Source organism: Citrobacter sp. C1, assembly GCF_014596895.2.
GTDB classification, from domain to species: domain Bacteria; phylum Pseudomonadota; class Gammaproteobacteria; order Enterobacterales; family Enterobacteriaceae; genus Citrobacter; species Citrobacter gillenii.
This window is the reverse complement of record NZ_CP115035.1, coordinates 3,539,837-3,565,735: the sequence shown is the minus strand read 5'-3', so window position 1 is coordinate 3,565,735 and position 25,899 is coordinate 3,539,837. Positions and strand designations below refer to the sequence as shown.

Sequence of the window (25,899 nt, the reverse complement as noted above, 5' to 3'; positions counted from 1 at the left end):
CAGAGCAATGGGCGCTTGCAGGTAAATCAGTTAACTCATGGTGAATTAGCAACAAATCAACAACTTAGCAATCCGAATTATTAAACCTGTCTACACTAATAACTGTCCTGAATTCATTGGTCAACCTTTCCACACTGTTACATAACTTACTCATCGGTGAAAGAGTGACCCCATAACTTTTACGCATTATATGCTTTTTCTGGTGTCGTTTGTAACAAGTTTGTTTAATGATTGTCAAATCAGATGATTAAAAATTAAAATAATGTTGTTATCGTGACCTATGTCACTGTTCGGGATAAAACCCGACAAACTATATGTAGGTTAATTGTAATGATTTTGTGAACGTCCTATACTGCCGCCAGGTCTCCGGAATACCCTGCAATCCCGAGCCAACCAGCGTTGTAACGTGTCGTTTTAGCAACTGGAAGCAGTGTTTTATATGACGCGTAGTTATAGTAAGGACGCTGTCTGACCCGCACGCAGACCGGAGGAAGGAAATCCCGTCGTCTTTCAGGCAACAGGAGTCTTCATCTTCTGTACCCGAAGTCTAAAGGGAATAATAAGAACAGCATGTGGGCGTTATTCATGATAAGAAATGTGAAAAAACAAAGACCTGTCAATCTGGATCTGCAAACGATTCGGTTCCCAATCACGGCGATAGCGTCCATTCTCCATCGCGTATCTGGAGTGATCACCTTCGTGGCGGTCGGGATACTGTTGTGGTTATTGGGTACCAGCCTTTCCTCCCCTGAAGGTTTCCTCGCAGCGTCTTCCATTATGAATAACTTCTTTGTGGAGTTAATTCTGTGGGGAATTCTGATAGCGCTGGCCTACCACGCCGTCATGGGCATTCGCCATCTGTTGATGGATTTTGGCTACATCGAAGAAACCCTCGAAGCAGGGACGCGTTCTGCCAAAATTTCTTTTGTTATCATTGTCGTGCTTTCACTTCTCGCAGGAGTCCTCGTATGGTAAGCAACGCCTCCGCATTAGGACGCAACGGCGTACATGACTTCATTCTGGTCCGTGCTACCGCTATCGTTCTGACGTTATACATCATCTATATGGTCGGCTTCTTCGCCACCAGTGGCACGCTGACCTGGGAAATCTGGACCGGTTTCTTCTCATCGGCATTCACCAAAGTCTTCACCCTGCTGGCACTGTTTTCTATCTTGATTCATGCCTGGATTGGCATGTGGCAGGTGTTGACCGACTACGTTAAACCACTGGCCGTGCGCCTGATTCTGCAACTGGCGATTGTCGTTGCACTGGTGGTTTACGTCATTTATGGATTCGTTGTGGTGTGGGGTGTGTAATGAAACTGCCAGTCAGAGAATTTGATGCTGTTGTGATTGGTGCCGGTGGCGCAGGTATGCGCGCGGCGCTGCAAATTTCCCAGAGCGGCCAGACCTGTGCGCTGCTCTCCAAAGTGTTCCCAACCCGTTCCCATACCGTTTCCGCGCAGGGTGGCATCACCGTTGCGCTCGGTAATACCCATGAAGATAACTGGGAATGGCACATGTACGACACCGTTAAAGGGTCGGATTACATTGGTGATCAGGACGCGATTGAATATATGTGTAAGACCGGCCCGGAAGCGATTCTGGAACTGGACCATATGGGCCTGCCGTTCTCGCGTCTTGACGATGGCACTATCTATCAACGTCCGTTTGGTGGCCAGTCGAAAAACTTCGGCGGCGAGCAGGCGGCACGTACTGCAGCAGCAGCTGACCGTACCGGTCATGCGCTGTTGCACACGCTGTATCAGCAGAACCTGAAAAACCATACCACCATTTTCTCTGAGTGGTACGCGCTGGATCTGGTGAAAAATGCCGATGGCGCAGTGGTCGGTTGTACCGCGCTGTGTATCGAAACCGGTGAAGTGGTTTACTTCAAAGCCCGCGCCACCGTGCTGGCGACCGGCGGCGCAGGCCGTATTTACCAGTCCACCACCAACGCGCATATCAATACCGGTGACGGCGTTGGCATGGCAATCCGTGCCGGTGTACCGGTGCAGGATATGGAAATGTGGCAGTTCCACCCAACCGGTATCGCCGGGGCAGGGGTTCTGGTCACTGAAGGTTGCCGTGGTGAAGGCGGTTACCTGCTGAACAAACACGGCGAGCGCTTTATGGAGCGTTATGCCCCGAATGCGAAAGACCTGGCGGGTCGTGACGTGGTGGCGCGTTCTATCATGATCGAAATCCGTGAAGGTCGTGGCTGTGACGGTCCATGGGGCCCACACGCCAAGCTGAAACTCGACCATCTGGGTAAAGAGGTTCTTGAGTCCCGTCTGCCGGGCATCCTTGAACTCTCCCGTACCTTTGCTCACGTTGACCCGGTGAAAGAACCTATTCCGGTTATCCCAACCTGCCACTACATGATGGGCGGCGTGCCGACCAAAGTGACCGGCCAGGCGCTGACCGTGAACGAGCAGGGCGAAGACGTGGTGATTCCTGGGCTGTTTGCGGTGGGCGAAATCGCCTGCGTATCGGTTCACGGCGCCAACCGTCTGGGCGGCAACTCGCTGCTGGATCTGGTGGTGTTCGGTCGTGCGGTGGGTCTGCATCTGCAGGAATCTATCGCCGAGCAGGGTGACCTTCGCGATGCAACAGAAGACGAGATTGATGCTTCTCTGGAACGACTGAACCGCTGGAACGGCAACCGTGACGGCGAAGATCCTGTGCTCATCCGTAAAGCGCTGCAGGAATGTATGCAGCATAACTTCTCGGTATTCCGTGAAGGTGATGCGATGGCGAAGGGCCTTGAAGAGTTGAAGGTGATTCGCGAGCGCCTGAAAAATGCCCGTCTGGATGATACCTCCAGCGAGTTCAACACCCAGCGCGTTGAGTGTCTGGAGTTGGATAATCTGATGGAAACTGCTTACGCCACGGCGGTGTCTGCAAACTTCCGTACCGAAAGCCGTGGCGCGCATAGCCGCTTCGACTTCCCGGAACGTGACGATGAAAACTGGCTGTGCCATTCCCTGTACCTGCCAGAATCGGAATCCATGACACGACGTCAGGTCAACATGGAACCGAAACTGCGCCCGGCATTCCCGCCGAAGATTCGTACTTATTAATGCGGAGACAGGACAATGAAACTCGAGTTTTCAGTTTATCGTTATAACCCGGACGTAGACGATGCTCCGCATATGCAGGATTACACCCTGGAAGCGGAAGAAGGTCGCGACATGATGCTGCTGGATGCGTTGATGCAGCTGAAGGAAAAAGACCCGTCACTGTCGTTCCGTCGCTCTTGCCGTGAAGGCGTTTGTGGCTCCGACGGCCTGAACATGAACGGCAAAAATGGTCTGGCCTGTATCACACCTATTTCTGCGCTGAATCAGCCGGGCAAAAAAATTGTCATCCGCCCGTTGCCGGGTTTACCGGTGGTGCGCGATTTGGTGGTAGACATGGGGCAATTCTACGCACAGTATGAGAAGATTAAACCTTACTTGTTGAATAATTGGAAAAATCCACCGGCTCGTGAGCATTTACAAATGCCTGAGCAGCGTGAGAAGCTCGATGGGCTGTATGAATGTATTTTATGTGCATGCTGCTCAACGTCCTGCCCGTCATTCTGGTGGAATCCGGACAAGTTTGTTGGCCCGGCGGGTCTGCTGGCTGCGTATCGCTTCCTGATTGACAGTCGCGATACCGAGACCGACAGTCGGCTGGAAGGTTTAAGTGACGCTTTCAGCGTATTCCGCTGCCATAGCATCATGAACTGCGTCAGTGTATGTCCTAAGGGGCTGAACCCGACGCGCGCTATCGGCCATATTAAGTCGATGCTGCTGAAGCGTAGTGCATAAGTTGTTGTTGCCGGATGGCGACGTAAACGTCTTATCCGGCCTACGGGATTGTACCTGTAGGCCTGATAAGTGAAGCGCCATCAGGCAAATCGTTAATGCAGGAAACCTCTAAAAACTGCCTCTTATCTCTGACAGTTTTTAAAGGTTCCTTCGCGAGCCAAACAAAAAGAGCTCGCAAGTGAACCCCGGCACGCATACGCGTATGCGTGGTAGTATCCACGGCGAAATACTCGTCATAGTTCAGGTTGCATGTGCGTTGGCTGCACTTGCTCACCCCGGTCACTTACTGGCTGTAAGCTCCCAGGGATTCGCAAGCTTGCCGCCTTCCTGAAACGTGAACTATTTAGAGTATTAAATAAGCAGAAAAGATGCTTAAGGGATCACGATGCAGAACAGCGCTTTGAAAGCCTGGTTGGACTCTTCTTACCTCTCTGGTTCGAACCAGAGTTGGATAGAACAGCTCTATGAAGACTTCTTAACCGACCCTGACTCGGTAGATGCTAACTGGCGTTCGACGTTCCAGCAGTTACCTGGTACCGGAGTCAAACCGGATCAACTCCATTCAAAAACGCGTGATTATTTCCGTCGTCAGGCGTTGGCTACCCCACGTTACTCTTCTTCTATTTCCGACCCTGATGCCAATGTGAAGCAGGTTAAAGTCCTGCAGCTCATCAACGCATACCGTTTCCGCGGCCATCAGCATGCGAATCTCGATCCGCTGGGACTGTGGCAGCAAGAAAACGTGGCCGATCTGGATCCGTCTTTCCACGATCTGACCGAAGCCGATCTTCAGGAAAGCTTTAACGTCGGTTCTTTTGCCGGTGGCAAAGATACGATGAAGCTGGGCGAGTTACTGGAAGCACTGAAGCAAACTTACTGCGGCCCGATTGGCGCCGAGTACATGCACATCACCAGCACCGAAGAGAAACGCTGGCTTCAACAGCGTATCGAATCCGGTCGCGCGGCGTTCAGTGGCGAAGAGAAAAAACGGTTCCTCAGTGAACTGACCGCAGCAGAAGGTCTGGAGCGCTACCTGGGGGCCAAGTTCCCGGGTGCTAAACGCTTCTCGCTGGAAGGTGGTGATGCGTTAATTCCGATGCTCAAAGAGATGATTCGCCATGCCGGCAACAGCGGCACGCGTGAAGTGGTTCTGGGCATGGCGCACCGTGGTCGTTTGAACGTGCTGGTGAACGTGCTGGGTAAACGTCCACAAGAACTGTTCGACGAATTTGCGGGCAAACATAAAGAACACCTCGGTACCGGTGACGTGAAGTACCACATGGGCTTCTCATCGGATATCGAAACCGAAGGCGGTCTGGTTCACCTGGCGCTGGCGTTTAACCCGTCGCACCTGGAAATCGTCAGCCCGGTGGTTATCGGTTCCGTTCGTGCGCGTCTGGACAGACTGGATGAGCCGAGCAGCAATAAAGTTCTGCCGATCACCATTCACGGTGACGCAGCGGTAACCGGGCAGGGCGTGGTTCAGGAAACCCTGAACATGTCGAAAGCGCGCGGCTACGAAGTCGGCGGCACCGTTCGTATCGTTATCAACAACCAGGTCGGATTCACCACCTCTAACCCACTGGATGCGCGTTCCACGCCGTATTGCACCGACATTGGTAAGATGGTGATGGCGCCGATTTTCCACGTCAATGCGGATGACCCGGAAGCGGTCGCTTTCGTGACGCGTCTGGCGCTGGATTTCCGTAATACCTTTAAACGCGATGTGTTCATTGATCTGGTGTGCTACCGCCGTCACGGCCATAACGAAGCCGACGAGCCGAGCGCAACCCAGCCGCTGATGTATCAGAAAATCAAAAAACACCCGACGCCGCGCAAAATCTACGCTGACAAACTGGAAACCGATAAAGTTGTTACGCTGGAAGACGCGACCGAAATGGTCAACCTGTATCGTGATGCGTTAGATGCGGGTGAATGCGTGGTGAAAGAGTGGCGTCCAATGAACATGCACTCCTTCACCTGGTCACCGTACCTCAACCACGATTGGGATGAGAACTACCCGAGCAAGGTTGAAATGAAGCGTTTGCAGGAACTGGCAAAACGCATCAGTACCGTACCTGAAGCGGTTGAAATGCAGTCGCGCGTCGCCAAGATTTACGGTGACCGTCAGTCAATGGCTGCCGGCGAGAAGCTGTTCGACTGGGGTGGCGCTGAGAATCTGGCCTACGCCACGCTGGTAGACGAAGGCATTCCGGTTCGTCTGTCGGGTGAAGACTCCGGTCGCGGGACCTTCTTCCACCGCCACGCGGTGATCCACAACCAGGCGAACGGTTCAACCTACACCCCATTGCAGCACGTGCATAACGGTCAGGGCACGTTCCGCGTATGGGACTCCGTTCTGTCTGAAGAAGCGGTGCTGGCATTTGAATACGGCTACGCCACGGCTGAGCCGCGCACGCTGACCATCTGGGAAGCACAGTTTGGCGACTTCGCCAACGGCGCACAGGTGGTTATCGACCAGTTCATCTCCTCTGGCGAGCAGAAATGGGGCCGCATGTGTGGTCTGGTGATGCTGCTGCCGCACGGCTATGAAGGTCAGGGTCCGGAGCACTCTTCCGCGCGTCTGGAACGTTATCTGCAACTCTGCGCCGAGCAGAACATGCAGGTTTGCGTCCCGTCTACCCCGGCTCAGGTGTACCACATGCTGCGTCGTCAGGCGCTGCGCGGTATGCGCCGTCCACTGGTGGTGATGTCACCGAAGTCATTGCTGCGTCATCCGCTGGCGGTGTCCACGCTGGACGAACTGGCTAACGGTGCGTTCCTGCCAGCCATTGGCGAGATTGATGAACTGGATCCGAAAGGCGTGAAGCGCGTTGTAATGTGTTCTGGTAAGGTTTATTACGACCTGCTGGAGCAACGCCGCAAGAATGGTCAGAAAGATGTTGCCATTGTGCGCATCGAACAGCTTTATCCGTTCCCGCATAAAGCGATGCAGGACGTGTTGAAACAGTACGCTCACGTACATGATTTTGTCTGGTGCCAGGAAGAGCCGCTCAACCAGGGCGCATGGTACTGCAGCCAGCATCATTTCCGTGAAGTGATTCCATTTGGGTCTGCTCTGCGTTACGCAGGTCGCCCGGCCTCTGCCTCACCGGCAGTAGGATATATGTCCGTTCACCAGAAGCAGCAACAAGATCTGGTAAATGACGCGCTGAACGTCGATTAAATAAAGGATAAATAATGAGTAGCGTAGATATTCTTGTTCCCGACCTGCCTGAATCTGTGGCTGACGCAACCGTAGCGACCTGGCATAAAAAACCGGGCGATAGCGTTAAGCGCGATGAAGTGCTGGTAGAAATCGAAACTGACAAAGTGGTACTGGAAGTACCGGCATCAGCGGACGGTATTCTTGATGCGGTTCTGGAAGATGAAGGGACAACCGTCACGTCTCGCCAGATCCTCGGTCGCCTGCGTGAAGGTAACAGCGCCGGGAAAGAGACCAGCGCCAAGTCTGAAGAAAAAGATTCTACTCCGGCGCAGCGCCAGCAGGCCTCGCTCTCCGAGCAGAATAACGATGCCCTGAGCCCGGCGATTCGTCGCCTGCTGGGTGAGCATAACCTCGAAGCCAGCGCCATTAATGGTACCGGCGTCGGCGGCCGCATCACTCGTGAAGATGTTGAAAAACATCTGGCTAAAGCTCCGGCAGCGAAAGCGGAAGCCAAAGCACCGGCAGCCGCACCTGCCGCTCAACCTGCACTGGGTGCGCGTGGTGAGAAACGTGTTCCGATGACCCGTCTGCGTAAACGCGTGGCCGAGCGTCTGCTGGAAGCGAAAAACTCCACCGCGATGCTGACGACCTTCAACGAAGTCAACATGAAGCCAATCATGGATCTGCGTAAGCAGTACGGTGATGCGTTTGAAAAACGTCACGGTATCCGTCTGGGCTTTATGTCGTTCTACGTGAAAGCCGTGGTTGAAGCGCTGAAACGCTTCCCGGAAGTCAACGCCTCTATCGATGGCGATGACGTGGTGTATCACAACTACTTTGATGTCAGCATGGCGGTCTCTACGCCGCGCGGCCTGGTGACTCCGGTTCTGCGCAATGTTGACCTGCTGGGTATGGCTGACATCGAGAAAAATATCAAAGAACTGGCAGTGAAAGGTCGCGACGGCAAGTTGACGGTCGAGGATCTGACGGGCGGGAACTTCACTATCACTAACGGTGGTGTGTTCGGTTCCTTGATGTCTACGCCGATCATCAACCCGCCGCAGAGCGCCATCCTGGGTATGCATGCCATCAAAGACAGGCCGATGGCGGTAGACGGCAAGGTTGAAATCCTGCCGATGATGTATCTGGCGCTGTCTTATGACCACCGTCTGATCGATGGTCGTGAGTCAGTGGGCTTCCTGGTGACCATTAAAGAGTTGCTGGAAGATCCAACGCGTCTGCTGTTAGACGTGTAACTATAAAGAGTATCACCTGCCCCGTAGGTCTGCGGCCTTATCAGGCCTACGGGTTATAAGATAACGATTACCTGAAGGATGGACAGAACACATGAACTTACATGAATATCAGGCAAAACAACTTTTTGCCCGCTATGGCTTACCGGCACCGGTGGGTTATGCCTGTACTACTCCGCGTGAAGCCGAAGAAGCTGCCTCTAAAATCGGCGCAGGTCCATGGGTAGTAAAATGTCAGGTTCACGCTGGTGGCCGCGGTAAAGCGGGCGGTGTGAAGGTCGTTAACAGCAAAGAAGACATTCGCGCTTTTGCTGAACACTGGCTGGGTAAACGTCTGGTCACTTACCAGACGGACGCCAATGGCCAACCGGTAAATCAGATTCTGGTTGAAGCTGCGACCGATATTGGTAAAGAACTTTACCTCGGCGCTGTGGTTGACCGTAGCTCCCGTCGCGTGGTCTTTATGGCCTCTACCGAAGGCGGCGTGGAAATCGAAAAAGTCGCGGAAGAAACCCCGCACCTGATCCACAAAGTCGCACTGGATCCGCTGGCGGGCCCAATGCCGTATCAGGGACGTGAGCTGGCATTCAAACTGGGTCTGGAAGGTAAACAGGTTCAGCAGTTCACCAAAATCTTTATGGGTCTGGCGACCATCTTCCTTGAGCGTGACCTGGCGCTGATCGAAATCAACCCGTTGGTTGTCACCAAGCAAGGCGACCTGATTTGCCTCGACGGCAAACTGGGCGCTGACGGCAACGCACTGTTCCGCCAGGCTGACCTGCGCGAAATGCGCGACCAGTCTCAGGAAGATCCGCGTGAAGCGCAGGCAGCACAGTGGGAGCTGAACTACGTTGCGCTGGATGGCAACATCGGTTGCATGGTTAACGGCGCGGGTCTGGCGATGGGCACCATGGACATCGTTAAGCTGCACGGCGGCGAACCGGCTAACTTCCTCGACGTTGGCGGCGGCGCGACCAAAGAACGCGTGACCGAAGCGTTCAAAATCATCCTTTCTGACGACAATGTTAAAGCCGTTCTGGTTAACATCTTCGGCGGTATCGTACGTTGCGACCTGATCGCTGACGGTATCATCGGCGCGGTAGCGGAAGTGGGCGTTAACGTACCTGTTGTTGTCCGTCTGGAAGGCAACAATGCCGAACTCGGCGCGAAAAAATTGGCTGACAGCGGCCTGAATATTATTGCAGCGAAAAGTCTGACGGATGCAGCTCAGCAGGTTGTTGCCGCAGTGGAGGGGAAATAATGTCCGTTTTAATTAATAAAGATACCAAGGTAATCTGCCAGGGCTTCACCGGCAGCCAGGGGACATTCCACTCAGAACAAGCGATTGCTTACGGTACACAAATGGTCGGCGGCGTTACGCCGGGCAAAGGCGGCACCACCCATCTGGGTCTGCCGGTGTTCAACACCGTACGTGAAGCGGTAGAAGCGACCGGCGCGACTGCGTCAGTTATCTACGTACCGGCACCGTTCTGCAAAGACTCCATTCTGGAAGCTGTCAACGCGGGCATCAAACTGATCATCACCATCACCGAAGGTATTCCGACGCTGGATATGCTGACCGTGAAAGTAGCGCTGGATGAAGCAGGCGTGCGTATGATTGGCCCGAACTGCCCAGGCGTTATCACCCCGGGCGAATGCAAAATCGGTATCATGCCGGGTCACATTCACAAACCGGGCAAAGTGGGCATCGTTTCCCGTTCCGGTACGCTGACCTATGAAGCGGTTAAGCAGACCACTGACTACGGTTTCGGCCAGTCCACCTGTGTGGGCATCGGTGGGGATCCAATCCCTGGTTCTAACTTTATCGACATTCTGAAGCTGTTCCAGGAAGATCCGCAAACCGAAGCGATTGTCATGATCGGTGAGATCGGCGGCAGCGCGGAAGAAGAAGCCGCAGCCTACATTAAAGATCATGTGACCAAACCGGTTGTCGGCTACATCGCTGGCGTGACCGCGCCGAAAGGCAAACGTATGGGCCATGCGGGCGCGATTATCTCTGGTGGTAAAGGGACAGCGGATGAGAAGTTCGCTGCACTGGAAGCCGCTGGTGTGAAAACCGTACGCAGCCTGGCTGATATCGGCGAAGCGCTGAAGACCGTGATTAAGTAATAAGTAAAAAAACAGCCCTGACTATCAATATGGTCAAGGGCTGTTCCCGTTTCGACATGGTTGGCCATCTGATGATGGCCTTTTTTATTTTCTGCAATCCACTATCTTGAAATTTGATCACAATCATCTTCACAAATGAGATTATTTTTTGCGGTCAGCATCATTCTTTCTTTAGACTAAATTCTGCATATTACCGGCTTTAATATCAACATTGCCGGAGGATGGCGTGCCGCTGAAAATTAAGGATGACGACTTACAGTGTTTTTTCTCCATCGCCGATGTTTTTGCCAGAGCGACAGGATTAGCGACGGTAGTGATTGATGTTACAGGCAAGGTGATATCGGATTGCCATAATTTTAACGCATTCTGTACACTCATGCGTACCAATGAACAGTACCGAGCGAGTTGTCAAAAGTGTGATAAGTATTGCGCTTTTGAAGGGTTAAAACAGCTAAAACCAAGAATACTCTGCTGTTATGCAGGATTAAGCCTCTTCTCAATGCCACTCATTAATGAAGGGAATCTTTGCGGTTTTATTATTTGTGGCCAAGTACGAGCCAAATATCAGGAATATAAAACGATAGTTATAGATGAACAATCACAATGGATGAGCGATCCTGAAATAAAGGCTGCATGGGAACGCGTGATTGTTGTGGATAATAATATATTGACCGCGTCGGTAAACTTACTGAACTTTATTGTTAATAATTATGAACGAAAAGATACGGTAGATGAAATGGTTAATATCCCTAAAACAAGTACCCCGCAGATTTATTTTACTGAGCTTTCCCGGCATGAAAAGAAACTCATGGAAGCGCTACGTTATATTGATGAGAATTTATATAGTGAGCTATCTCTTGAATCCGTGGCAGCGCATGTATGTTTGAGTGCTAACTATTTTAGCCGCTTCTTTAAGAAACGTCAGGGAGTGAATTTTAAAACATGGGTGAATCAGAAGAAAATGCAAAAAGCGGGCGAATTATTGCATGATCCTGTGCATTCAATAGACAGCATTGCCCGGAAACTTCAGTACGCGCAAACCAGTTACTTTTGCCGTGTTTTCCGGGCGGCGCATCAAACGTCACCCCAGTCTTTTCGTCACGCGAGACTTTCGCAGTAGAAGCTTTCCGGTAGCGCGAGGGCTTCAGGAATAAAAGACAGTCTGTCGCTTAGGGTTACAACCTCACCGATAACGATCAGCGCGGGTGGCACGATGTTCGCTTCCTGCGCTTTGTTCAGTAATGACCCCAACGTACAAGTCAGTCGGCGCTGATTCTCCCGCGTAGCGGACATGATAATAGCGGCGGGGGTGTCGGCAGATTTTCCCCCCATGAGCAACTCTTCACAAATAAACGCCAGATTGGCGATCCCCATCACGATAACCAGCGTACCGTTGAGTTTGGCCAGTTGACGCCAGTCCTGCTGCTGATTTCCTTCACGCGTATGACCGGTGACCACGTGAAATCCTGAAGCATAATCGCGATGCGTGACCGGAATACCGGCGCAGGTCAGGCCGCCAATAGTGGAACTGATGCCGGGTACGACTTCAAAAGGTATGCCGATTTCCACGAGATCCTCAACTTCTTCAGCCCCCCGGCCAAACACGTAAGGATCGCCGCCTTTTAAGCGCACGATGTGGTGATGGGTTTCAGCATACTGGACCAGCAACGCGTTGATTTCATCCTGTGGCACACAATGAAAGCCCGGATTTTTGCCGACATTGATGAGCTGGCAATCAGGTGCCGCCCATTCCAAAATTTTAGGATTGACCAGCCTGTCGTAAATAATGACATCGGCTTGCTTAATGCACATCATTGCTTTGAGGGTGAGTAACGATATATCACCGGGACCGGCGCCAACGAGCCAGACCTTTCCGAAAGTTTTCACATTGTGTCCTTTATCACGTCTAACATTAGAATGGCAGAAACTACATCAAGGAATGATTAAAAGCAGTCGTTTGCCGGGTGGTTATAACACTAAATTATCCTAAAATATCGCAGCAATAATATTGATTAAACTCGCATAGTTTTTTCTGCAATAAACAAGATCATTTGAAAAATTATTAAGAACTTATAAGCACTATTTGCCCATATTTAACCTTATTTAAATTGTGTTTACTGCCCGGCTTGCGTATTATTGGTTAATATTTATCCGCCTCAGTGTGAGTAAATCATGGATTGGATCAATGACATCAATGGACAAAATAAAATATAACTTTCGATGCTTGTCTGGGTGTAATGAAATTTATTTTATAAATTAAACTTATTTTGTACGCTGCATATGGAAGAGGTTATGAGAGGAAAAATACCGAAGACGGAGTTGCTGGTAACTTTTGAAGTGGTTGCGCGTCACGAAAGTTATACCCGGGCAGCAGAAGAGCTTGCGTTGACACAAAGTGCTGTTTTTCGCCAGGTGAATGCGCTGGAGGACTTTCTAAATACAGCGCTATTTAATCATGCCAAAAAGCGAATTTTCTTAAATGCGGCAGGGAAGCATTATTTAACTATCGTCAAGGAAACGCTTAACAAACTGGAACGTGACACCACCACCATAATGACCTGGCAACCGACCGTGCAGGTTATTGAGTTGGCGGTTAATCCTACGTTTAGTACGCACTGGCTGATTCCTAACTTACGTGAGTTCAATAAACTTAACCCTGATATTATCGTTAATATTCACTCTTTGGCGAATATCGGCGATTTTCTCAATCGTGAATACGACGCGGCAATCATGCGGGAAGATTTTTACTCGCCATGGTCTGGGGTGGAGTACCTTTTCGAAGAGGAAATTTTACCTGTATGCAGCAGATGCCTGCTGAACGAAGCCGATCGCAAGCTGGCGGTAACCGATCTGCTGAATGAGTTTCCTCTGTTGCACCAAAGTACGCGTATCAAAGGCTGGCAGGAATGGTTTGCGTTGTCTGATGTCAGCAGTCCGTTAGTCAATAAAGGTCCGCGCTTTGATTTGCTCTCGATGCTGATCGCGGCGGTACGCTCGAATTTGGGCGTCGCGTTGTTACCCCGATTTGCTATTCAGCACGATCTGGACTGCGGTGATATGGTGATTCCCTGCGATGTCCCGATGCGTACCGGCAACCGGTTCATTATGACGTGGCGTGAAGAGAAGGCGGAATCTCCGCATTTACAGACTTTCCGTAACTGGTTACTCGGTAAATCTGTGGTGTCAGTGACGTGATGACAACGCCGGCCTACAATGTTGTAGGCCAGCGTGTTTTTCCTACCAGTCAATCCCAACTTGTGCCTGAATACCGCTATCAAACGCGTGCTTGACCGGACGCATCTCACTGACCGTATCGGCAAGTTCCAGTAAAAGCGTGTGGCATCCGCGGCCTGTGACAATTACGCTCTGTTCGGCTGGACGATTCTCGATGGCAGCGATCACTTCCTGAGTATCCAGATAGTGATACGCCAACATATACGTCAGTTCATCCAGTACGACCAGGTCGTAGTGCGCATCGGCGAGCATGCGCTTACTTTCCTGCCAGACCACCGTTGCTGCCGCAATGTCCGCTTCCTTGTTCTGGGTTTCCCAGGTGAAGCCGGTGCCCATAATATGGAATTCAACGCCGAGCGGTTGTAACGTGTTGTATTCGCCATTATCCCACTGGCCTTTAATAAACTGCGCGACGCCAACGGTTTTTCCATGGCCGACCGCGCGCGTCGCGGTACCAAAGGCGGCTGTGGATTTCCCTTTACCGTTGCCGGTGAAGACAATCAAAATCCCTTTCTTTTCCGTTGCCGCCGCCACGCGGGTATCAACCTGATCTTTCAGTTTCTGCTGACGCTGGCGGTGCCTGTCGTCATTGGCTCGCGCTTCCATTGTTGCTCCTTAATGTCCTGCAGGGCAGGTTGTGCAGCGATGCTGCTGCTCAAACTGACTAAAGAAGTTGTTGCCTTTGTCATCCACTAATACAAAGGCGGGCATATTTTTCACTTCCATCATCCACACCGCTTCCATACCCAGTTCAGGATATTCAAGACAATGCAGGCTCTTCACATACTGCTGGGCCAGCAGGGCCGCTGCGCCGCCGATGCTGCCAAGGTTAAATCCACCATGCTTCTGACAAGCATCGGTCACCTGCTTGCTGCGATTGCCTTTTGACAACATGATCAAACTGCCGCCTGCTGCCTGGAAAGCATCGACATAACCGTCCATGCGCCCGCCGGTAGTGGGGCCCATTGAACCGCAGGCCAGATTGTTAGGCGTTTTGGCGGGACCGGCGTAATACACAATGTGATTTTTCATGTATTCCGGCATCGGTTCGCCGTTATCCAGACGTTCTTTGATCTTGGCATGGGCGATATCGCGGGCAACGACAATTGGGCCGCTGAGTGACAGTCGGGTGCCAATCGGCAGTGCGGACAGATCCTGCATGATCTCGCGCAGCGGACGATCCAGATTCAGTTGTACGGTCTGACCGCTGTTTTCTACGCGCTGAGAATCGGGAATAAATTTTCCCGGATTATGTTCAAGTTTCTCCAGCCAGATACCGTGCTTATTAATTTTGGCTTTAATATTGCGGTCTGCAGAGCAGGAGAGGGCCATAGCGATAGGGCAGGAGCCACCGTGGCGTGGCAGGCGAATGACGCGAATGTCGTGCGCGAAGTATTTACCGCCAAACTGTGCGCCAATACCAAACTCGCGGCTGGCATTGAGCAACGCCGTCTCCAGTGCGGTATCGCGGAACGCCTGACCCAGTTCGTTGCCGCTGGTTGGCAGGTTATCGTAATATTTTGTTGAAGCCAGCTTCGCCACTTTCAGCGATTGATCGGCAGAGAGCCCGCCCACGACGAACGCAATGTGATACGGCGGACAGGCAGCGGTGCCCAGTGATTTCATTTTCTCGATCAGGAAGGCGGTGAGTTTTTCTGGCTGCAGAATGGACTTGGTTTCTTGATACAGCGCCGCTTTGTTGGCCGAGCCGCCGCCTTTATTGACGAACAGGAAGCGGTATTCGTTACCCGGAGTTGCACTGATGTCGATTTGCGCAGGCAGGTTCGTTTGGGTGTTGACCTCGGTGTACATATCCAACGGGGCATTTTGCGAATAGCGCAGGTTATTTTCCGTGAAGGTGGTATACACGCCTTTGCTTAATGCTTCCGCGTCATCGCCGCCGGTCCAGACCTGCTGTCCTTTGCTGGCAACAATCGTTGCGGTGCCGGTATCCTGGCAGTTGGGCAGTACGCCTTTGGCGGAAACTTCCGCATTGCGCAGCAGTTGGAGTGCGACATATTTATCGTTACTGCTGGCCTGCGGGTCGTGCAAAATGCTGGCTACCTGCTTCAAATGTCCGGCGCGCAGGAAAAAGGACGCTTCATAAAATGCCTGCTGTGCCAACAAGGTTAACGCCTCAGGCGCCACCTTGATCACTTCCTCTCCGTCTAACTCAGTTACCGTAACGTATTGGTTAGTGAGTAATTCATATTCTGTATTATCTTTACTCTGAACAAAGAGTTCCTGCCAGACAAATGGTTTAGACATTTTTACTTCTCACCTTTAGGTTTTTAGGTAACGTCGGTTCCGGCCAACAAAAAAGTAAACTTTGCTGGCCGGAGAAGTTTTAGCGAGGAGGCCGGATACGCGTTAGCGCTATCCGGCACGGGCTTATTTCGCTAAAAAGATGTTGGCTTTTGTCGCTTCGGCGACATATTCGATAGTTTTCTGGGCACGAACGCTGTTACCGGCTTCATCCAGCGGCGGAGAATAAACAGCTATCGCATATTCACCCGGGACGACAGCAACCATTCCGCCGCCAACGCCGCTTTTCGCCGGCAGGCCGACGGTATACAGCCACTTGCCACTGCCGTCGTACAACCCGGCAATCGCCATTTCAGCCAATACTTGCGGCACATATTTTTCGTTCAACAACTGCTTGCCGTTAAACGGAGACTTTCCTTTGTTGGCGAGGACAGCACCCATTTTGGCCAGTTGCTCAACGGTGATATCGACTGAGCATTGACGGGTATAAATTTCAACGGCTTCGTCGGTGTCGCCATAGAAGCTGTTGTAGGATTCCATCAGCTTCGCCAGCGCCTGGTTGTGCTGGTTGGTATCCATTTCAGATTTGAACACCGGTTCGTTCACGGTCAGTTTGGCATCTGCCCAGACGTTCAGGTTATCGAGGATTTTGTTCCAACGATCGGTTTTGTCTTTGGCTTCAATCAGGCTAACGGTGCTCATTGCGCCGGCGTTAACCAGCGGGTTTTCCGGTGCGCCTTTAGTCAGTTCAACGGCTAAGCCTGAGTTGAATGGCATGCCGGTGGCATTGGCGCCGAGTTTATCCAGAACCACCTGTGGGCCATGCTGCTCCATAGCCAATGCCATGGTGAAGACTTTGCTCAGGGATTCCATCGGGAAGGGTTTGTTGACATCGCCAACCTGGTAGATTTTGCCGTCAACGGTGGCAATGGTGATGGCAAAATTTTTCGGGCTATAGGTCGCCAGAGCAGGGATATAGTCGGCGACTTTTCCGTCATTGTTACTTTTAAATTTCTGGTGTGCCTGTTCGATCAGTTTGGCGTAATCCGGCGTGGTTTGCGCGAACGTTGTTGCGCTAAACAAGACGCTGAAAGAAAAGAGACTTACGCCGAGAAGTGTTTTATTCATTGTGTTTTCCTGGTGGTGTTGTGAAAAAAGATCCGTAGACCGGAAAAACCTTATCGACCTGGTAAGACGCTTCGCGTCGCCATCAGGTGTGGCTCTCTTGTCGGATAGCGGCGTAAACGCCTTACCCGGTCTACAGATCGCAGTTATCAAATGATTAAGACAAAGCAACTTCCGTTTCAGTAACCGGACGATCCTGTTCCGGGGTTTTCACTGGTGCAGTTCCGCGACAACCCTGGCCGAAGTGTTCACCTTCCCAACGACCCACGATGGCAGCACCCATGGCATTACTCATTACGTTAGTGGCAGAACGACCCATATCGAGGAACGGATCGACGCCCATCAGCAGGATCAGACCGGCTTCCGGAATGTTGAATTGGTTCAGCGTAGCGGCGATAACTACCATGGACGCACGCGGTACACCCGCCATCCCTTTAGAGGTCAGCATCAGGATCAACAGCATGGTGATTTGCTCACCCATGCTCAGTTCGATGTTGCACGCCTGGGCAATAAAGACGGTGGCAAAGGAGCAGTAGGCCATGGAGCCGACCAGGTTAAACGAGTAACCGATAGGCAGTACGAAGCTGGCAATTTTGGAAGAGACGCCAAACTTCTCCAGTTTATCCAGCGTGCCTGGGAAGGCCGCTTCAGAACTGGAGGTGGTAAAGGCCAGCAGAGCCGGTTCGAGAATGGATTTGGTCAGACGGCTGATGCAAGGACCAATCAGTATTGTTGACAGACCAATCAGGATGGCCCACAGCATACCCAGCGTCAGGTAGAACTCACCCATGAAGATCCCGGCGCTCACCATCACACCCAGACCACGTTCGGCAATCAGACCGGAAATCGCAGCAAAAACGGTCAGCGGTGCGAACAGCATGACGTAGCCAGTCAGCTTCAGCATCACGTGTACCAGCGAGTCCAGTACCTTCACGATAGGATCGGCTTTTTCGCCAATGGCGGCCAGGCTGCAACCGAGGAAAATTGAGAACACCACGATCTGCAGGATTTCGTTACGTGCCATCGCGTCAACGATACTGGTCGGTACCGCGTGCGAGATAAATACTTTCAGCGTGAACGGCTCTGACTTAACGGCTGCGACAGCACCGACGTCATGTGGAACAAAGTTGATGCCCGCACCTGGCTGGAAGATGTTAACGATAACCAGACCCAGCGCAATTGACACCAGAGAGGCGCAAATAAACAGGAAAAAGGTTTTAGAAAATATACGTCCCAGCGTTTTGGCATCGCCCATTTTGGCAATACCAACAACCAGTGTGGAGATAACCAATGGCGCGATAATCATTTTCACCATACGTAAGAATATAGTGGTGAAAATAGAAATATCCGCTGCATAAGATTTTGCTGTTTCAGCCGCGGCCATATTATTTATGGCCACCCCGGCAATCATGCCGAGTATCAGGCCTAATATGATCATCTTCGTTAAACTAATTTTCTTCATGTGTACTCCATCGGATAAAGGCTGGTAATGAAAATTGTGTAGGGTGGCGGGCACCTGAGCTGGAACAGTAGCTCAGGCGCACGCCTGTTGTGACCAACCGCATGAATACTTCGAAGCACTGTGATACTGCTGAATTCTGTGCTCCAATGGTTGTTATTTTGTTTTTTATTACAAATCGAACTCAATACTTAATAATGGAGCATGTTGCTGCGCGCCATAAACATCATTGTCGCCGACGTTGCCGGAAATAATATCGCGAGGCATGACGATCTTTACCGCATTTGCCGGGTCAAACCAGACAATGTTATGAATAAAGTCAGGCTCGACATTATATAATCCAGCAATCAGTTGCGGTGTTAATTGCTCGGACGCTTTTACTCGTTGATAGTCTTCCTTGGTTTTGAATAAAATATCTAAAACCAGTTCGTACGGTCCGGCATTTTTGGAACGGATGACCTGCGCCAGTGAACAAATTGAGTGTTTCATGCCTGAACTCCTTCTGGCGTGACCTGTTCAATGTGGAAATCAAAACGCAGTGCATCGCTTGCTTCAATCAGGTGATAGATTGAGAACTCATACACCGGACCACTCTGAATATCAGATGGCGAGAACGGGAAAGCGAGGTTGCCCGCAGTCGCAATGCGATTTTCATAGCCGTAGTGCAGCAGGGTAGAGCGCACCAGCGAGCAGACGCTGTTGGCGATATCCTGCGTCGGTGCGACCACGTCCAGTAAAATCCCCAGTTCGTGACCGGCGGTTTTAATCGGCTCATGATTGCCCATCACACCGTTCTTCCCGTACAGGTGGAACGTCATGCGGATACTGTCATCATTCAGTGAAAGGTTACGTGCTACGCTTGCCTGTACCTCTTCAAGAATGGTGTCAATTCCGGCAATCATAATCGGGTCGCGTGTCCCGGCGATGGTCAGGCAGCGGAAGCCAACCTGACGTGCACCTTCCAGTTTCAGCGCATACGGCGTCTCTTCATGACGTGAGCCGCTGACATACACTTCGCCGTCGTTTACCTGCGTGAAGGTACACGCCTTCAGGTTCAGCACGCCGCCCGGTCCCGGCAGGAAGTACGGATCGGACTTCTCATACAGAGTGTGCGCTGCGGCGGAAGTTTCAGTGAACTTACGCTTTGGATTGAACGCTTTCAGCGTAAAGCCGTTGTCGTCAATGATCCCCATCGCACAATCTGAGCCGGAGCCCGGGGTGGCGGCAATAGCAGCACACTCAAGGATCTTACCGCAGTGAAGCGCCAGACCTTCATCAAAGCCCTGCATAATCGGCAGTGCGGCGAAGCAGGCCGGATCGTAGGCTCGTCCGCCCAGTACCACCTGCGCACCGGCTTCCAGCGCACGCTGGAAAGGCTCGACGCCCATCTGTGCGACGATGTAGGTGCTCTCTTCAATCGCCTCGTGAGTCAGTTCAGGGACAAAATCCAGAGCGGTGATTTTGCCGTTATCCAGCGCCTGATGAACGACCTCTTTGTCAACATCAGACGGGATCAGCGCCATAGAGAAGGACAGTTTTTCTTCCTGCGCAATCTCATGGATAATCTGGCGACACCACTCCAGATGCGGAGCAGCACCTGAACCACCGGCTGTGCCGATGACCACCGGGATGTTGTTCTTAACGCCTGCTACGATCATATAGCGCAGATCGCGTTTTACGCCGGCCCTGTCGGTAAACGGTTTACCTGCCCCGAGGTAGTGGGGGCCAGGATCGGAGGAACCTGCGTCAACAGCAATAAGATCCGGTGACTCTTCCATGGCTTTACGAAAACTTTCTTCCGGGAAGCCATAACCCAGGATAGCCGTAGGCGATAAGATCTTAAATGTGCGTGCCATCTCTTAATCCTTAGTCTGCAACAGCGCGATGGTGCGGTTCATTTCGTTAAACACGATGTTGAGACCTTCATCGAAACCCATACCCGGTTTGATCAGCATGCGCATTGGACGCGCGGCCAGCGCGACGTGTACGCAGGTACGTGCACTGATCTCGGTTTCGTTACAGGTGCCGCCCTGATAGGCTTCCATTCCGTGTTTGTTGCAATACAGCACTGCATCAACGATGTTGTGAACACCACCCAGATCCGGGGTCTTGATTTGCACCATGTGGCAACTGCCCGCATCGGTGAAGTCGACGATATCCTGATAGGTGTTACACCATTCATCGGCCACGATTTTCACGCCGGAACCCAGACGAGCCAGCTCGTTGGTGATCTCAGTCAGCATGCGGATCTGATCCGGTTTGTTACCGGCATCAACCGGACCTTCGATGTACAGCGGCAGGCCCTGTGCTTCAACTTCCAGGCTGGCGATGTATTCGGCGCAACGAACCGGATCCATATCGAAAATCAGACCGATGGTGCCGTACACATCAATGTGCAGCGTAGGCTGATACGCTTCGTTGGTGCGCAGGGTTAAGATGCGGTTGGATAACCAGCGCACATACTCACGCAGTTTTTCACCTTTAAAGCCCAGCTTCTGCTCGACGTTGTTGATCAACGCGTGCGGCAGAACGTCCACACCTTTGAGGATCATTTTGTCGACGGCGATATAACGGTCGTCGCCGCTCTGGCCGAATAAAGGTATCGCTTCCGGAACACATGGCAACTGCCATTCGTCACAAACGACTTCTGCTTTCAGACGACCGGTCGCCAGCGCAGCGGCATCCAGCAGCGCCTGAGACAGGCCGTAGCGAACGGCGGTATGCAGCAGACGACCGTCAATGCTCAGTTCGTCGAAGAAACGGGCGTTTGGCAGGAACGCATCGACATCGCGACCTTCCAGCAGCGGTTTGATGTGATCGTTGAGGAACGGAATGAAGTTCTCTGCCAGGAACAGCGGGTCACGACCGCCCGCACCGGAATACTGTACGGCTGCACAATCACCGACCGCTACCGCGCCGTTTTCCAGAATCAGCTGAACCGAAACGCATTCACCCGCCTGGCGAACAGAAGTAAATCCAGGCGTTACCGGCGTGCCGGTATAGATGAACCCATCGTGACCTGCGCCGTCTTTAATGGCCTGCTGGTCGTCAAAATAAAATGAGGAGTAGCCAGCTGTGAAAAGGGCCTGTTTAATTTTCATTATGGTCTTCCTATTAATTTACTGTGGGATACGGCGTTGATGTCATCAATGACCATCTGGAAAGAAGGCTTGCGGCCTTCAAAGTGGGCGCGCTCTGCGACGTAGTCGTGGTGCAGGGCGAGAATATCTTTCGGCAACGGTACGGAGCCGGCTTCAAGAATACGGATTGCGCCTGAGTTATCGCGAACCGGCAGGATTTTGCCAGCATTACAGGCTGCAGGTGCGAAAGGCACGTCCAGTACGCCTGCTTCAAAGGCCAGCACGGTACCGCGTGCAATGTCGCCATTACCCAGTTCGAAGACTTTCTTCAGCACTGCGTGGACTTCGCTCTTAATCAGTTCTACTTCCTGCTCCACGGCTGCGCACTGCGGGAATTTCTGGTCGCTAACCATGTTCAGCATCTGACGTGACGCTTTGAGGCCTTGGGCGTTTGCTGCCGCAGTCGGGATACCAAATGCTTCATGCGGGCTCTTGGTGATCACTTTCGTTGCGCCAGACATGCCAGCCACTGCCGCACCCCAGGCGATAACGGAGAAAGCTTTCGCTTCGTCTTCCGGGAATCCGCCCATCCACTGGTGGAATACGGTGCTCAGCTCATAGTCGTCGAAGCCGTAGTTATGGAAGTATTCGTGTGACAGTTCACGCAGCGCTTGAATCGCAGCAATGTCCTGCGTCAGGCTACCGACCTGGCCGTAGCCCACGGTAATGGACTTCACGCCTTGCTCCAGCGCCAGCAGACCTTCGATGATCGCGACGGAGTGAGACATGAATGGCGGAATCAGGGTGCCGGTCAGCGGACCAAAGGGTTCACGGTTAATGCGAATCCCGTTTTCTTCGTACAGTCCCATCAGACGGTCGCAGTACTGCCAGTCACGGATGGATTTTTCCAGGGTGACGCGCTTGGCGTAAGGGATGTTGTAAGAGATACCGCCACCTTCGTAGCTGGTAAAACCACTGGCCATGGCAATTTCTGCCAGCAAGCGCGCATCTGGCGTACCGTGGCGAACCTGGATAGGTTTCTCCAGGGATTCCGTCATCCGGCGGCAGGCAGCAACCCCGTGGTTGACGACCGGTAAACCATTCAGCTTGGACGTACCCGCTTCGATAGATTTCTGGATCCCGACGGCGGCTTCTTCATAACGGTTCAGACGGGTATAAGCATCGATGGTGCTGGGCAGCAGGTCGCACTCTTGCTGCAATGTTTTGAGCAGCGCAATGTGCTCATCCATTAATGCAACGCCTGCACGCGGCTGGCTCAGGGTTTTACCTTCCTGATCGGCCTTCAACAGCGCGAGGGAGAAGCGCTTCTGGTCTGGAATTGTTTGTTGGTACTTCACGCCATCTTCGAAGTTCTCAACGTCTTTGCCGGTTTCCCAGGTTTGTAACACCTGCAGCCTTTCGGTCATAAATTCGTCATGGGTCAGTTTTTTATTTCGAAGTTCCATTCGTAGCTGCCTTAAGTTTTATAGGGTTAAACACTGAATGCTGGTGCGAGCAGCGGCTTGCGGGTACAGCCTGGCGACGTTTGCCAGTAGAGGGAGCAGGCCATGTGAATCGCGGTAATACTCAAACTGATTCGGTAACAGAATTCTTTTACCCTGGTCGTCCAACTCCCGATATTTGAGCCAGTTATGAATATCAAACTGGCTGGCGCGCGAGAGCCATCCCCCTGAACCGACAACTTTGCGTACGGTGGTGAGATCGCGACCCATCTGTAAATCCACGTTACCTACGCAGGTGCAAACCTGCTTTTTAGTGCCCGCGTGGCGCTCAGTGGCATAGCCCACGCACAAACCTGCCAGCAGGGTGTCGAAATATTTCTCTTCCTCGCTGAGTGGCAGGTAATCCGGTTGCCCAACCAGATGGCGCAGATAGCGGTAAAACGCCTCTTCGCGCTGTGGCTGTTGGGCAAAGATAACTTTCACCATTTCCTGCGTGCTTTCTCCGACGACAACGGCGGAAACTCGCATCCCCAGATCGCCTTCAACAGTACGTTTGACGAAGGGTTCTGGGACGCCGTGCAGAACGGTGTCAGGGGAGAGGGTATTCGCGCTGGCTGAATAGACATCCGTGGTGGCGCCGCCCATGTCGATCAGCATGAATTCCTTCCATGCGCTGTCGTAGTCGCTAATCGCTTTTACCAGTTCATACACCGTCCACGGCGTGGGCATCGGCTCTTCGCCGGTTTCACCGACAATAACGTCCAGTCCTTTGCCTTTGACGATACGGGACAAAAACACATCGCAAATGGCCTGACGAGCAGCAAACGGATTAGGGTGGTCGAGATTGGGCAGGATGTTATCTACCGTAGTCAGATCTTTATGTCCCAGGAGAGTTTGCACATCGTCCTGAATGTCGCGGTTACCAGCGTAGATAATGGCGCAATCAAGCTTTGACTCGGCCAGCGCACGCGCATTAGCCAGACCGTAGCTTTCTTCACCGCCATCCGTGCCGCCGGTAAACAACAGGATGTCTGGTGGTGATGATTCCAGCTCCTGAATGTCATGGCGGTTAAGTTTGTACGAATAATATTGCGCGATTTTTGCGCCAGCCGAATGGGCGGTTACTTTGGCCGATTCCAGCGTAATGGAAGGCACCAGCCCCATTGCTGCAACGGCGAGTCCACCTTTGGCTGACGAGGAGTATTTCAACTGCACTTCACCGCTTTTCAGTAACGGGCGAGCATCGGCAACATTTAGCACCTGATTCAGGCTGGCAAAAAAACCGTCTGCCAGATGATGTGTGGTGGTTGGGGTCAGGACATGGTTTACCAGCGTTAATTCTTCACCTTCATGTGCGAAGAGGGCTGCCTTGGTCCATGTCGAGCCGATATCGACAGAAACTGTTTGCATCAGATAGCCTCTTCCAGGCAACGCTGCTCGAGGCCATTGTGTTGGTGAATGTCATTGGTGATAAGCGCACAAACATCTTCCAGGTCGTGGCTTGGTGCAAAGACGCGGTTAAAGCCCATTTCTTTAAACTTCACTTCGACGTCTGCAAAGTCATGTTTACCCACAACCAGGTTGCCGCCGACATAGAGCAGAATATCGCCGAGGCCACGTTCGATGCAGCGCTCACGCAAGCCGAGGCAGTCGATATCACCGTGGCCATAGATAGATGACACCACGATGGCATCCGCGCCTGTTTCAATCGCGGCATCAATATATTCATCCTGACTCACCATCACCCCGAGGTTGATTACGTGAAAATCGTGGGAGGTAAAAACGCGATCCAGAACTTTATTGCCTACTGCATGGCAGTCAGCACCGATAACGCCAATAACAAGTGTAGATTTCTTCATGGGGAATCCTCTGTAGGGCTGATGGTCAATAAGTAAAAATTATTTTTTAATATTTAGAACATGGATTGTGACAACCTCTTAATAGAGTCGGAGTTTCTGTGGAAGCTGAAAAGGAAGCAATTGATCTATTTTCAAAATATCCTGATTAAAATGATTGTTATAATTGCATTTTGGTAAAACTGTGATGATTCAATGAGTTGTGTTGTTGTTTTTGTCGCATTGTCATTTTGTTAGTAAATTCACTAATAAATGACTTGCCATCTTTGTGATCAAAATCTTATTTTGTTATGCGAGGTTTTAATGTGCGATTTTTAATAATATAAAAAGGTAGGCTCACTAAATAACTTGTGAACGACATAACGTTTTTTTATTTATATATCTTATATGGCAGAAATATTTTTTGTTAAATTTAAGATAAAAATGATAATAGATTGTTCGGAACATATTTAATCTTTGCCGCATAAGCATAGAGAAGGAATGACCTATAACTTATAATGATGATTCGGGCGATGATGTTTGGGTTTCGGCGCGCAGCGGTGATCCCGCTTCGTAGAGTCACTGAATGCAGCCGCATTTCACTTCTGATTGAGATAGTTACATCTCGGTGTTAATTATAAGTAAAAATAAAATGAATTATTTGTATAACATAACAATGTTATGGCTTGCTAAAAAAAACTGTGAGCTACCCAGCAAGAGTGACTCTTTATCTATCTCCTGACCGTTGCCATCTTGATGGCTTAAAAGATCGTGTGGATTTTAATTAATAATCTATCATTTATGGTAACTATGATTACTTATTGTAAAACAAGAAATTAACATGAAATTCACTAGTCATGTTATCGGTAAACATCATTAACATTAAATCTGTAAATTGATTTAAATCAATGTTTAAAACTTGGTAAACACCACCAAATGAGGTTAAATTGCTGCAGATCAAATTGGTCTGAAAGTGGTAAATTAGCTATAAATTGATCACTATCGAAAAATGCAAATTTGTCTCGATAAAAACCTGTTTATTGTAAGGATTTTACGGCGTAATATAATTGCG

Annotated in this window: 21 protein-coding genes; 10 read left to right on the top strand and 11 right to left on the bottom strand. The window is 51.3% G+C overall.

The window, feature by feature from the left end; translation table 11 throughout:
• Nucleotides 1-570 precede the first annotated feature (570 nt).
• The 9 genes from sdhC (at nt 571) to IB214_RS17235 (ending at nt 11,486) form a co-directional block, all read left to right on the top strand.
• Nucleotides 571-975, top strand: coding sequence for a succinate dehydrogenase cytochrome b556 subunit (sdhC, locus tag IB214_RS17275; RefSeq protein WP_161959010.1), 405 nt, complete (start codon nt 571-573; stop codon nt 973-975).
• Nucleotides 969-1,316 carry a succinate dehydrogenase membrane anchor subunit gene (gene sdhD, locus IB214_RS17270; protein ID WP_115259050.1) on the top strand — a complete coding sequence of 116 codons (348 nt, stop codon included), beginning with the start codon at nt 969-971 and terminating at the stop codon, nt 1,314-1,316. Before sdhC ends, sdhD begins: the two co-directional genes overlap by 7 nt.
• Nucleotides 1,316-3,082, top strand: a complete 1,767-nt coding sequence (gene sdhA / locus IB214_RS17265; RefSeq protein ID WP_117342251.1) for a succinate dehydrogenase flavoprotein subunit — start codon at nt 1,316-1,318, stop codon at nt 3,080-3,082. The genes sdhD and sdhA overlap by 1 nt, the downstream gene beginning before the upstream one ends.
• Before the next feature lie 15 nt (nt 3,083-3,097).
• A complete protein-coding gene (gene sdhB / locus IB214_RS17260; RefSeq protein WP_117342252.1) occupies nt 3,098-3,814 on the top strand; it encodes a succinate dehydrogenase iron-sulfur subunit SdhB in 717 nt (238 codons plus the stop codon).
• A gap of 385 nt (nt 3,815-4,199) precedes the next feature.
• On the top strand, nt 4,200-7,001 hold the full coding sequence (gene sucA, locus IB214_RS17255; protein ID WP_117342253.1) for a 2-oxoglutarate dehydrogenase E1 component: 2,802 nt from the start codon (nt 4,200-4,202) through the stop codon (nt 6,999-7,001).
• Between the two features lie 14 nt (nt 7,002-7,015).
• Nucleotides 7,016-8,239 (top strand): 2-oxoglutarate dehydrogenase complex dihydrolipoyllysine-residue succinyltransferase, encoded by a 1,224-nt coding sequence (odhB, locus tag IB214_RS17250; RefSeq protein WP_117342254.1) that lies wholly within the window; start codon nt 7,016-7,018, stop codon nt 8,237-8,239.
• 91 nt (nt 8,240-8,330) lie between these two features.
• Nucleotides 8,331-9,497, top strand: a complete 1,167-nt coding sequence (gene sucC / locus IB214_RS17245) for an ADP-forming succinate--CoA ligase subunit beta (protein WP_096757838.1) — start codon at nt 8,331-8,333, stop codon at nt 9,495-9,497.
• A complete protein-coding gene (gene sucD, locus IB214_RS17240; protein ID WP_115259045.1) occupies nt 9,497-10,366 on the top strand; it encodes a succinate--CoA ligase subunit alpha in 870 nt (289 codons plus the stop codon). Before sucC ends, sucD begins: the two co-directional genes overlap by 1 nt.
• A gap of 226 nt (nt 10,367-10,592) precedes the next feature.
• Nucleotides 10,593-11,486: a PocR ligand-binding domain-containing protein gene (locus IB214_RS17235; RefSeq protein WP_117342255.1), complete on the top strand. Its 894-nt coding sequence runs from the start codon at nt 10,593-10,595 to the stop codon at nt 11,484-11,486.
• On the opposite strand, the gene cobA is transcribed toward IB214_RS17235, so the two are convergent.
• A complete protein-coding gene (gene cobA, locus IB214_RS17230; protein ID WP_117342256.1) occupies nt 11,465-12,253 on the bottom strand; it encodes a uroporphyrinogen-III C-methyltransferase in 789 nt (262 codons plus the stop codon). The genes IB214_RS17235 and cobA overlap by 22 nt on opposite strands.
• A 405-nt stretch (nt 12,254-12,658) precedes the next feature.
• Between cobA and IB214_RS17225 the strand changes: the two genes are divergently transcribed.
• A complete protein-coding gene (locus tag IB214_RS17225; RefSeq protein ID WP_117342257.1) occupies nt 12,659-13,561 on the top strand; it encodes a LysR substrate-binding domain-containing protein in 903 nt (300 codons plus the stop codon).
• Between the two features lie 42 nt (nt 13,562-13,603).
• Here the strand turns inward: IB214_RS17225 and cobO are convergent, their stop codons facing one another.
• The 10 genes from cobO to glmS all read right to left on the bottom strand — a co-directional run bounded on the left by cobO (nt 13,604) and on the right by glmS (nt 24,851).
• Nucleotides 13,604-14,206: a cob(I)yrinic acid a,c-diamide adenosyltransferase gene (cobO, locus tag IB214_RS17220; RefSeq protein WP_117342258.1), complete on the bottom strand. Its 603-nt coding sequence runs from the start codon at nt 14,204-14,206 to the stop codon at nt 13,604-13,606.
• Nucleotides 14,207-14,215: 9 nt separating this feature from the next.
• Nucleotides 14,216-15,868 (bottom strand): class I fumarate hydratase, encoded by a 1,653-nt coding sequence (locus tag IB214_RS17215; protein WP_115259040.1) that lies wholly within the window; start codon nt 15,866-15,868, stop codon nt 14,216-14,218.
• A 123-nt stretch (nt 15,869-15,991) separates the two neighbouring features.
• Nucleotides 15,992-16,993, bottom strand: a complete 1,002-nt coding sequence (gene glsA, locus IB214_RS17210) for a glutaminase A (RefSeq protein WP_117342259.1) — start codon at nt 16,991-16,993, stop codon at nt 15,992-15,994.
• A 154-nt stretch (nt 16,994-17,147) separates the two neighbouring features.
• Complete coding sequence (locus tag IB214_RS17205; RefSeq protein WP_117342260.1) at nt 17,148-18,452, bottom strand: dicarboxylate/amino acid:cation symporter; 1,305 nt, start codon at nt 18,450-18,452, stop codon at nt 17,148-17,150.
• A 168-nt stretch (nt 18,453-18,620) separates the two neighbouring features.
• Complete coding sequence (locus IB214_RS17200; protein ID WP_115259037.1) at nt 18,621-18,938, bottom strand: DUF4387 domain-containing protein; 318 nt, start codon at nt 18,936-18,938, stop codon at nt 18,621-18,623.
• Nucleotides 18,935-20,305 (bottom strand): acyclic terpene utilization AtuA family protein, encoded by a 1,371-nt coding sequence (locus IB214_RS17195; protein ID WP_096757828.1) that lies wholly within the window; start codon nt 20,303-20,305, stop codon nt 18,935-18,937. Before IB214_RS17195 ends, IB214_RS17200 begins: the two co-directional genes overlap by 4 nt.
• A 3-nt stretch (nt 20,306-20,308) precedes the next feature.
• Nucleotides 20,309-21,550, bottom strand: coding sequence for a methylaspartate ammonia-lyase (locus tag IB214_RS17190; protein ID WP_117342261.1), 1,242 nt, complete (start codon nt 21,548-21,550; stop codon nt 20,309-20,311).
• Nucleotides 21,550-22,995, bottom strand: coding sequence for a methylaspartate mutase subunit E (locus tag IB214_RS17185; RefSeq protein WP_096757826.1), 1,446 nt, complete (start codon nt 22,993-22,995; stop codon nt 21,550-21,552). Before IB214_RS17185 ends, IB214_RS17190 begins: the two co-directional genes overlap by 1 nt.
• An 18-nt stretch (nt 22,996-23,013) precedes the next feature.
• Nucleotides 23,014-24,402 (bottom strand): methylaspartate mutase accessory protein GlmL, encoded by a 1,389-nt coding sequence (gene glmL / locus IB214_RS17180; protein ID WP_117342262.1) that lies wholly within the window; start codon nt 24,400-24,402, stop codon nt 23,014-23,016.
• On the bottom strand, nt 24,402-24,851 hold the full coding sequence (gene glmS, locus IB214_RS17175; RefSeq protein ID WP_096757824.1) for a methylaspartate mutase subunit S: 450 nt from the start codon (nt 24,849-24,851) through the stop codon (nt 24,402-24,404). Before glmS ends, glmL begins: the two co-directional genes overlap by 1 nt.
• Nucleotides 24,852-25,899 lie beyond the last annotated feature (1,048 nt).

Bases quoted from the DNA above. Each gene is read 5' to 3' on its own strand.
- sdhC (WP_161959010.1), top strand. From the start codon at position 571: ATGTGGGCGTTATTCATGATAAGAAATGTGAAAAAACAAAGACCTGTC.
- sdhD (WP_115259050.1), top strand. From the start codon at position 969: ATGGTAAGCAACGCCTCCGCATTAGGACGCAACGGCGTACATGACTTC.
- sdhA (WP_117342251.1), top strand. From the start codon at position 1,316: ATGAAACTGCCAGTCAGAGAATTTGATGCTGTTGTGATTGGTGCCGGT.
- sdhB (WP_117342252.1), top strand. From the start codon at position 3,098: ATGAAACTCGAGTTTTCAGTTTATCGTTATAACCCGGACGTAGACGAT.
- sucA (WP_117342253.1), top strand. From the start codon at position 4,200: ATGCAGAACAGCGCTTTGAAAGCCTGGTTGGACTCTTCTTACCTCTCT.
- odhB (WP_117342254.1), top strand. From the start codon at position 7,016: ATGAGTAGCGTAGATATTCTTGTTCCCGACCTGCCTGAATCTGTGGCT.
- sucC (WP_096757838.1), top strand. From the start codon at position 8,331: ATGAACTTACATGAATATCAGGCAAAACAACTTTTTGCCCGCTATGGC.
- sucD (WP_115259045.1), top strand. From the start codon at position 9,497: ATGTCCGTTTTAATTAATAAAGATACCAAGGTAATCTGCCAGGGCTTC.
- IB214_RS17225 (WP_117342257.1), top strand. From the start codon at position 12,659: ATGAGAGGAAAAATACCGAAGACGGAGTTGCTGGTAACTTTTGAAGTG.
- cobO (WP_117342258.1), bottom strand. From the start codon at position 14,206: ATGGAAGCGCGAGCCAATGACGACAGGCACCGCCAGCGTCAGCAGAAA.
- IB214_RS17215 (WP_115259040.1), bottom strand. From the start codon at position 15,868: ATGTCTAAACCATTTGTCTGGCAGGAACTCTTTGTTCAGAGTAAAGAT.
- glsA (WP_117342259.1), bottom strand. From the start codon at position 16,993: ATGAATAAAACACTTCTCGGCGTAAGTCTCTTTTCTTTCAGCGTCTTG.
- IB214_RS17205 (WP_117342260.1), bottom strand. From the start codon at position 18,452: ATGAAGAAAATTAGTTTAACGAAGATGATCATATTAGGCCTGATACTC.
- IB214_RS17200 (WP_115259037.1), bottom strand. From the start codon at position 18,938: ATGAAACACTCAATTTGTTCACTGGCGCAGGTCATCCGTTCCAAAAAT.
- IB214_RS17195 (WP_096757828.1), bottom strand. From the start codon at position 20,305: ATGGCACGCACATTTAAGATCTTATCGCCTACGGCTATCCTGGGTTAT.
- IB214_RS17190 (WP_117342261.1), bottom strand. From the start codon at position 21,550: ATGAAAATTAAACAGGCCCTTTTCACAGCTGGCTACTCCTCATTTTAT.
- IB214_RS17185 (WP_096757826.1), bottom strand. From the start codon at position 22,995: ATGGAACTTCGAAATAAAAAACTGACCCATGACGAATTTATGACCGAA.
- glmL (WP_117342262.1), bottom strand. From the start codon at position 24,402: ATGCAAACAGTTTCTGTCGATATCGGCTCGACATGGACCAAGGCAGCC.
- glmS (WP_096757824.1), bottom strand. From the start codon at position 24,851: ATGAAGAAATCTACACTTGTTATTGGCGTTATCGGTGCTGACTGCCAT.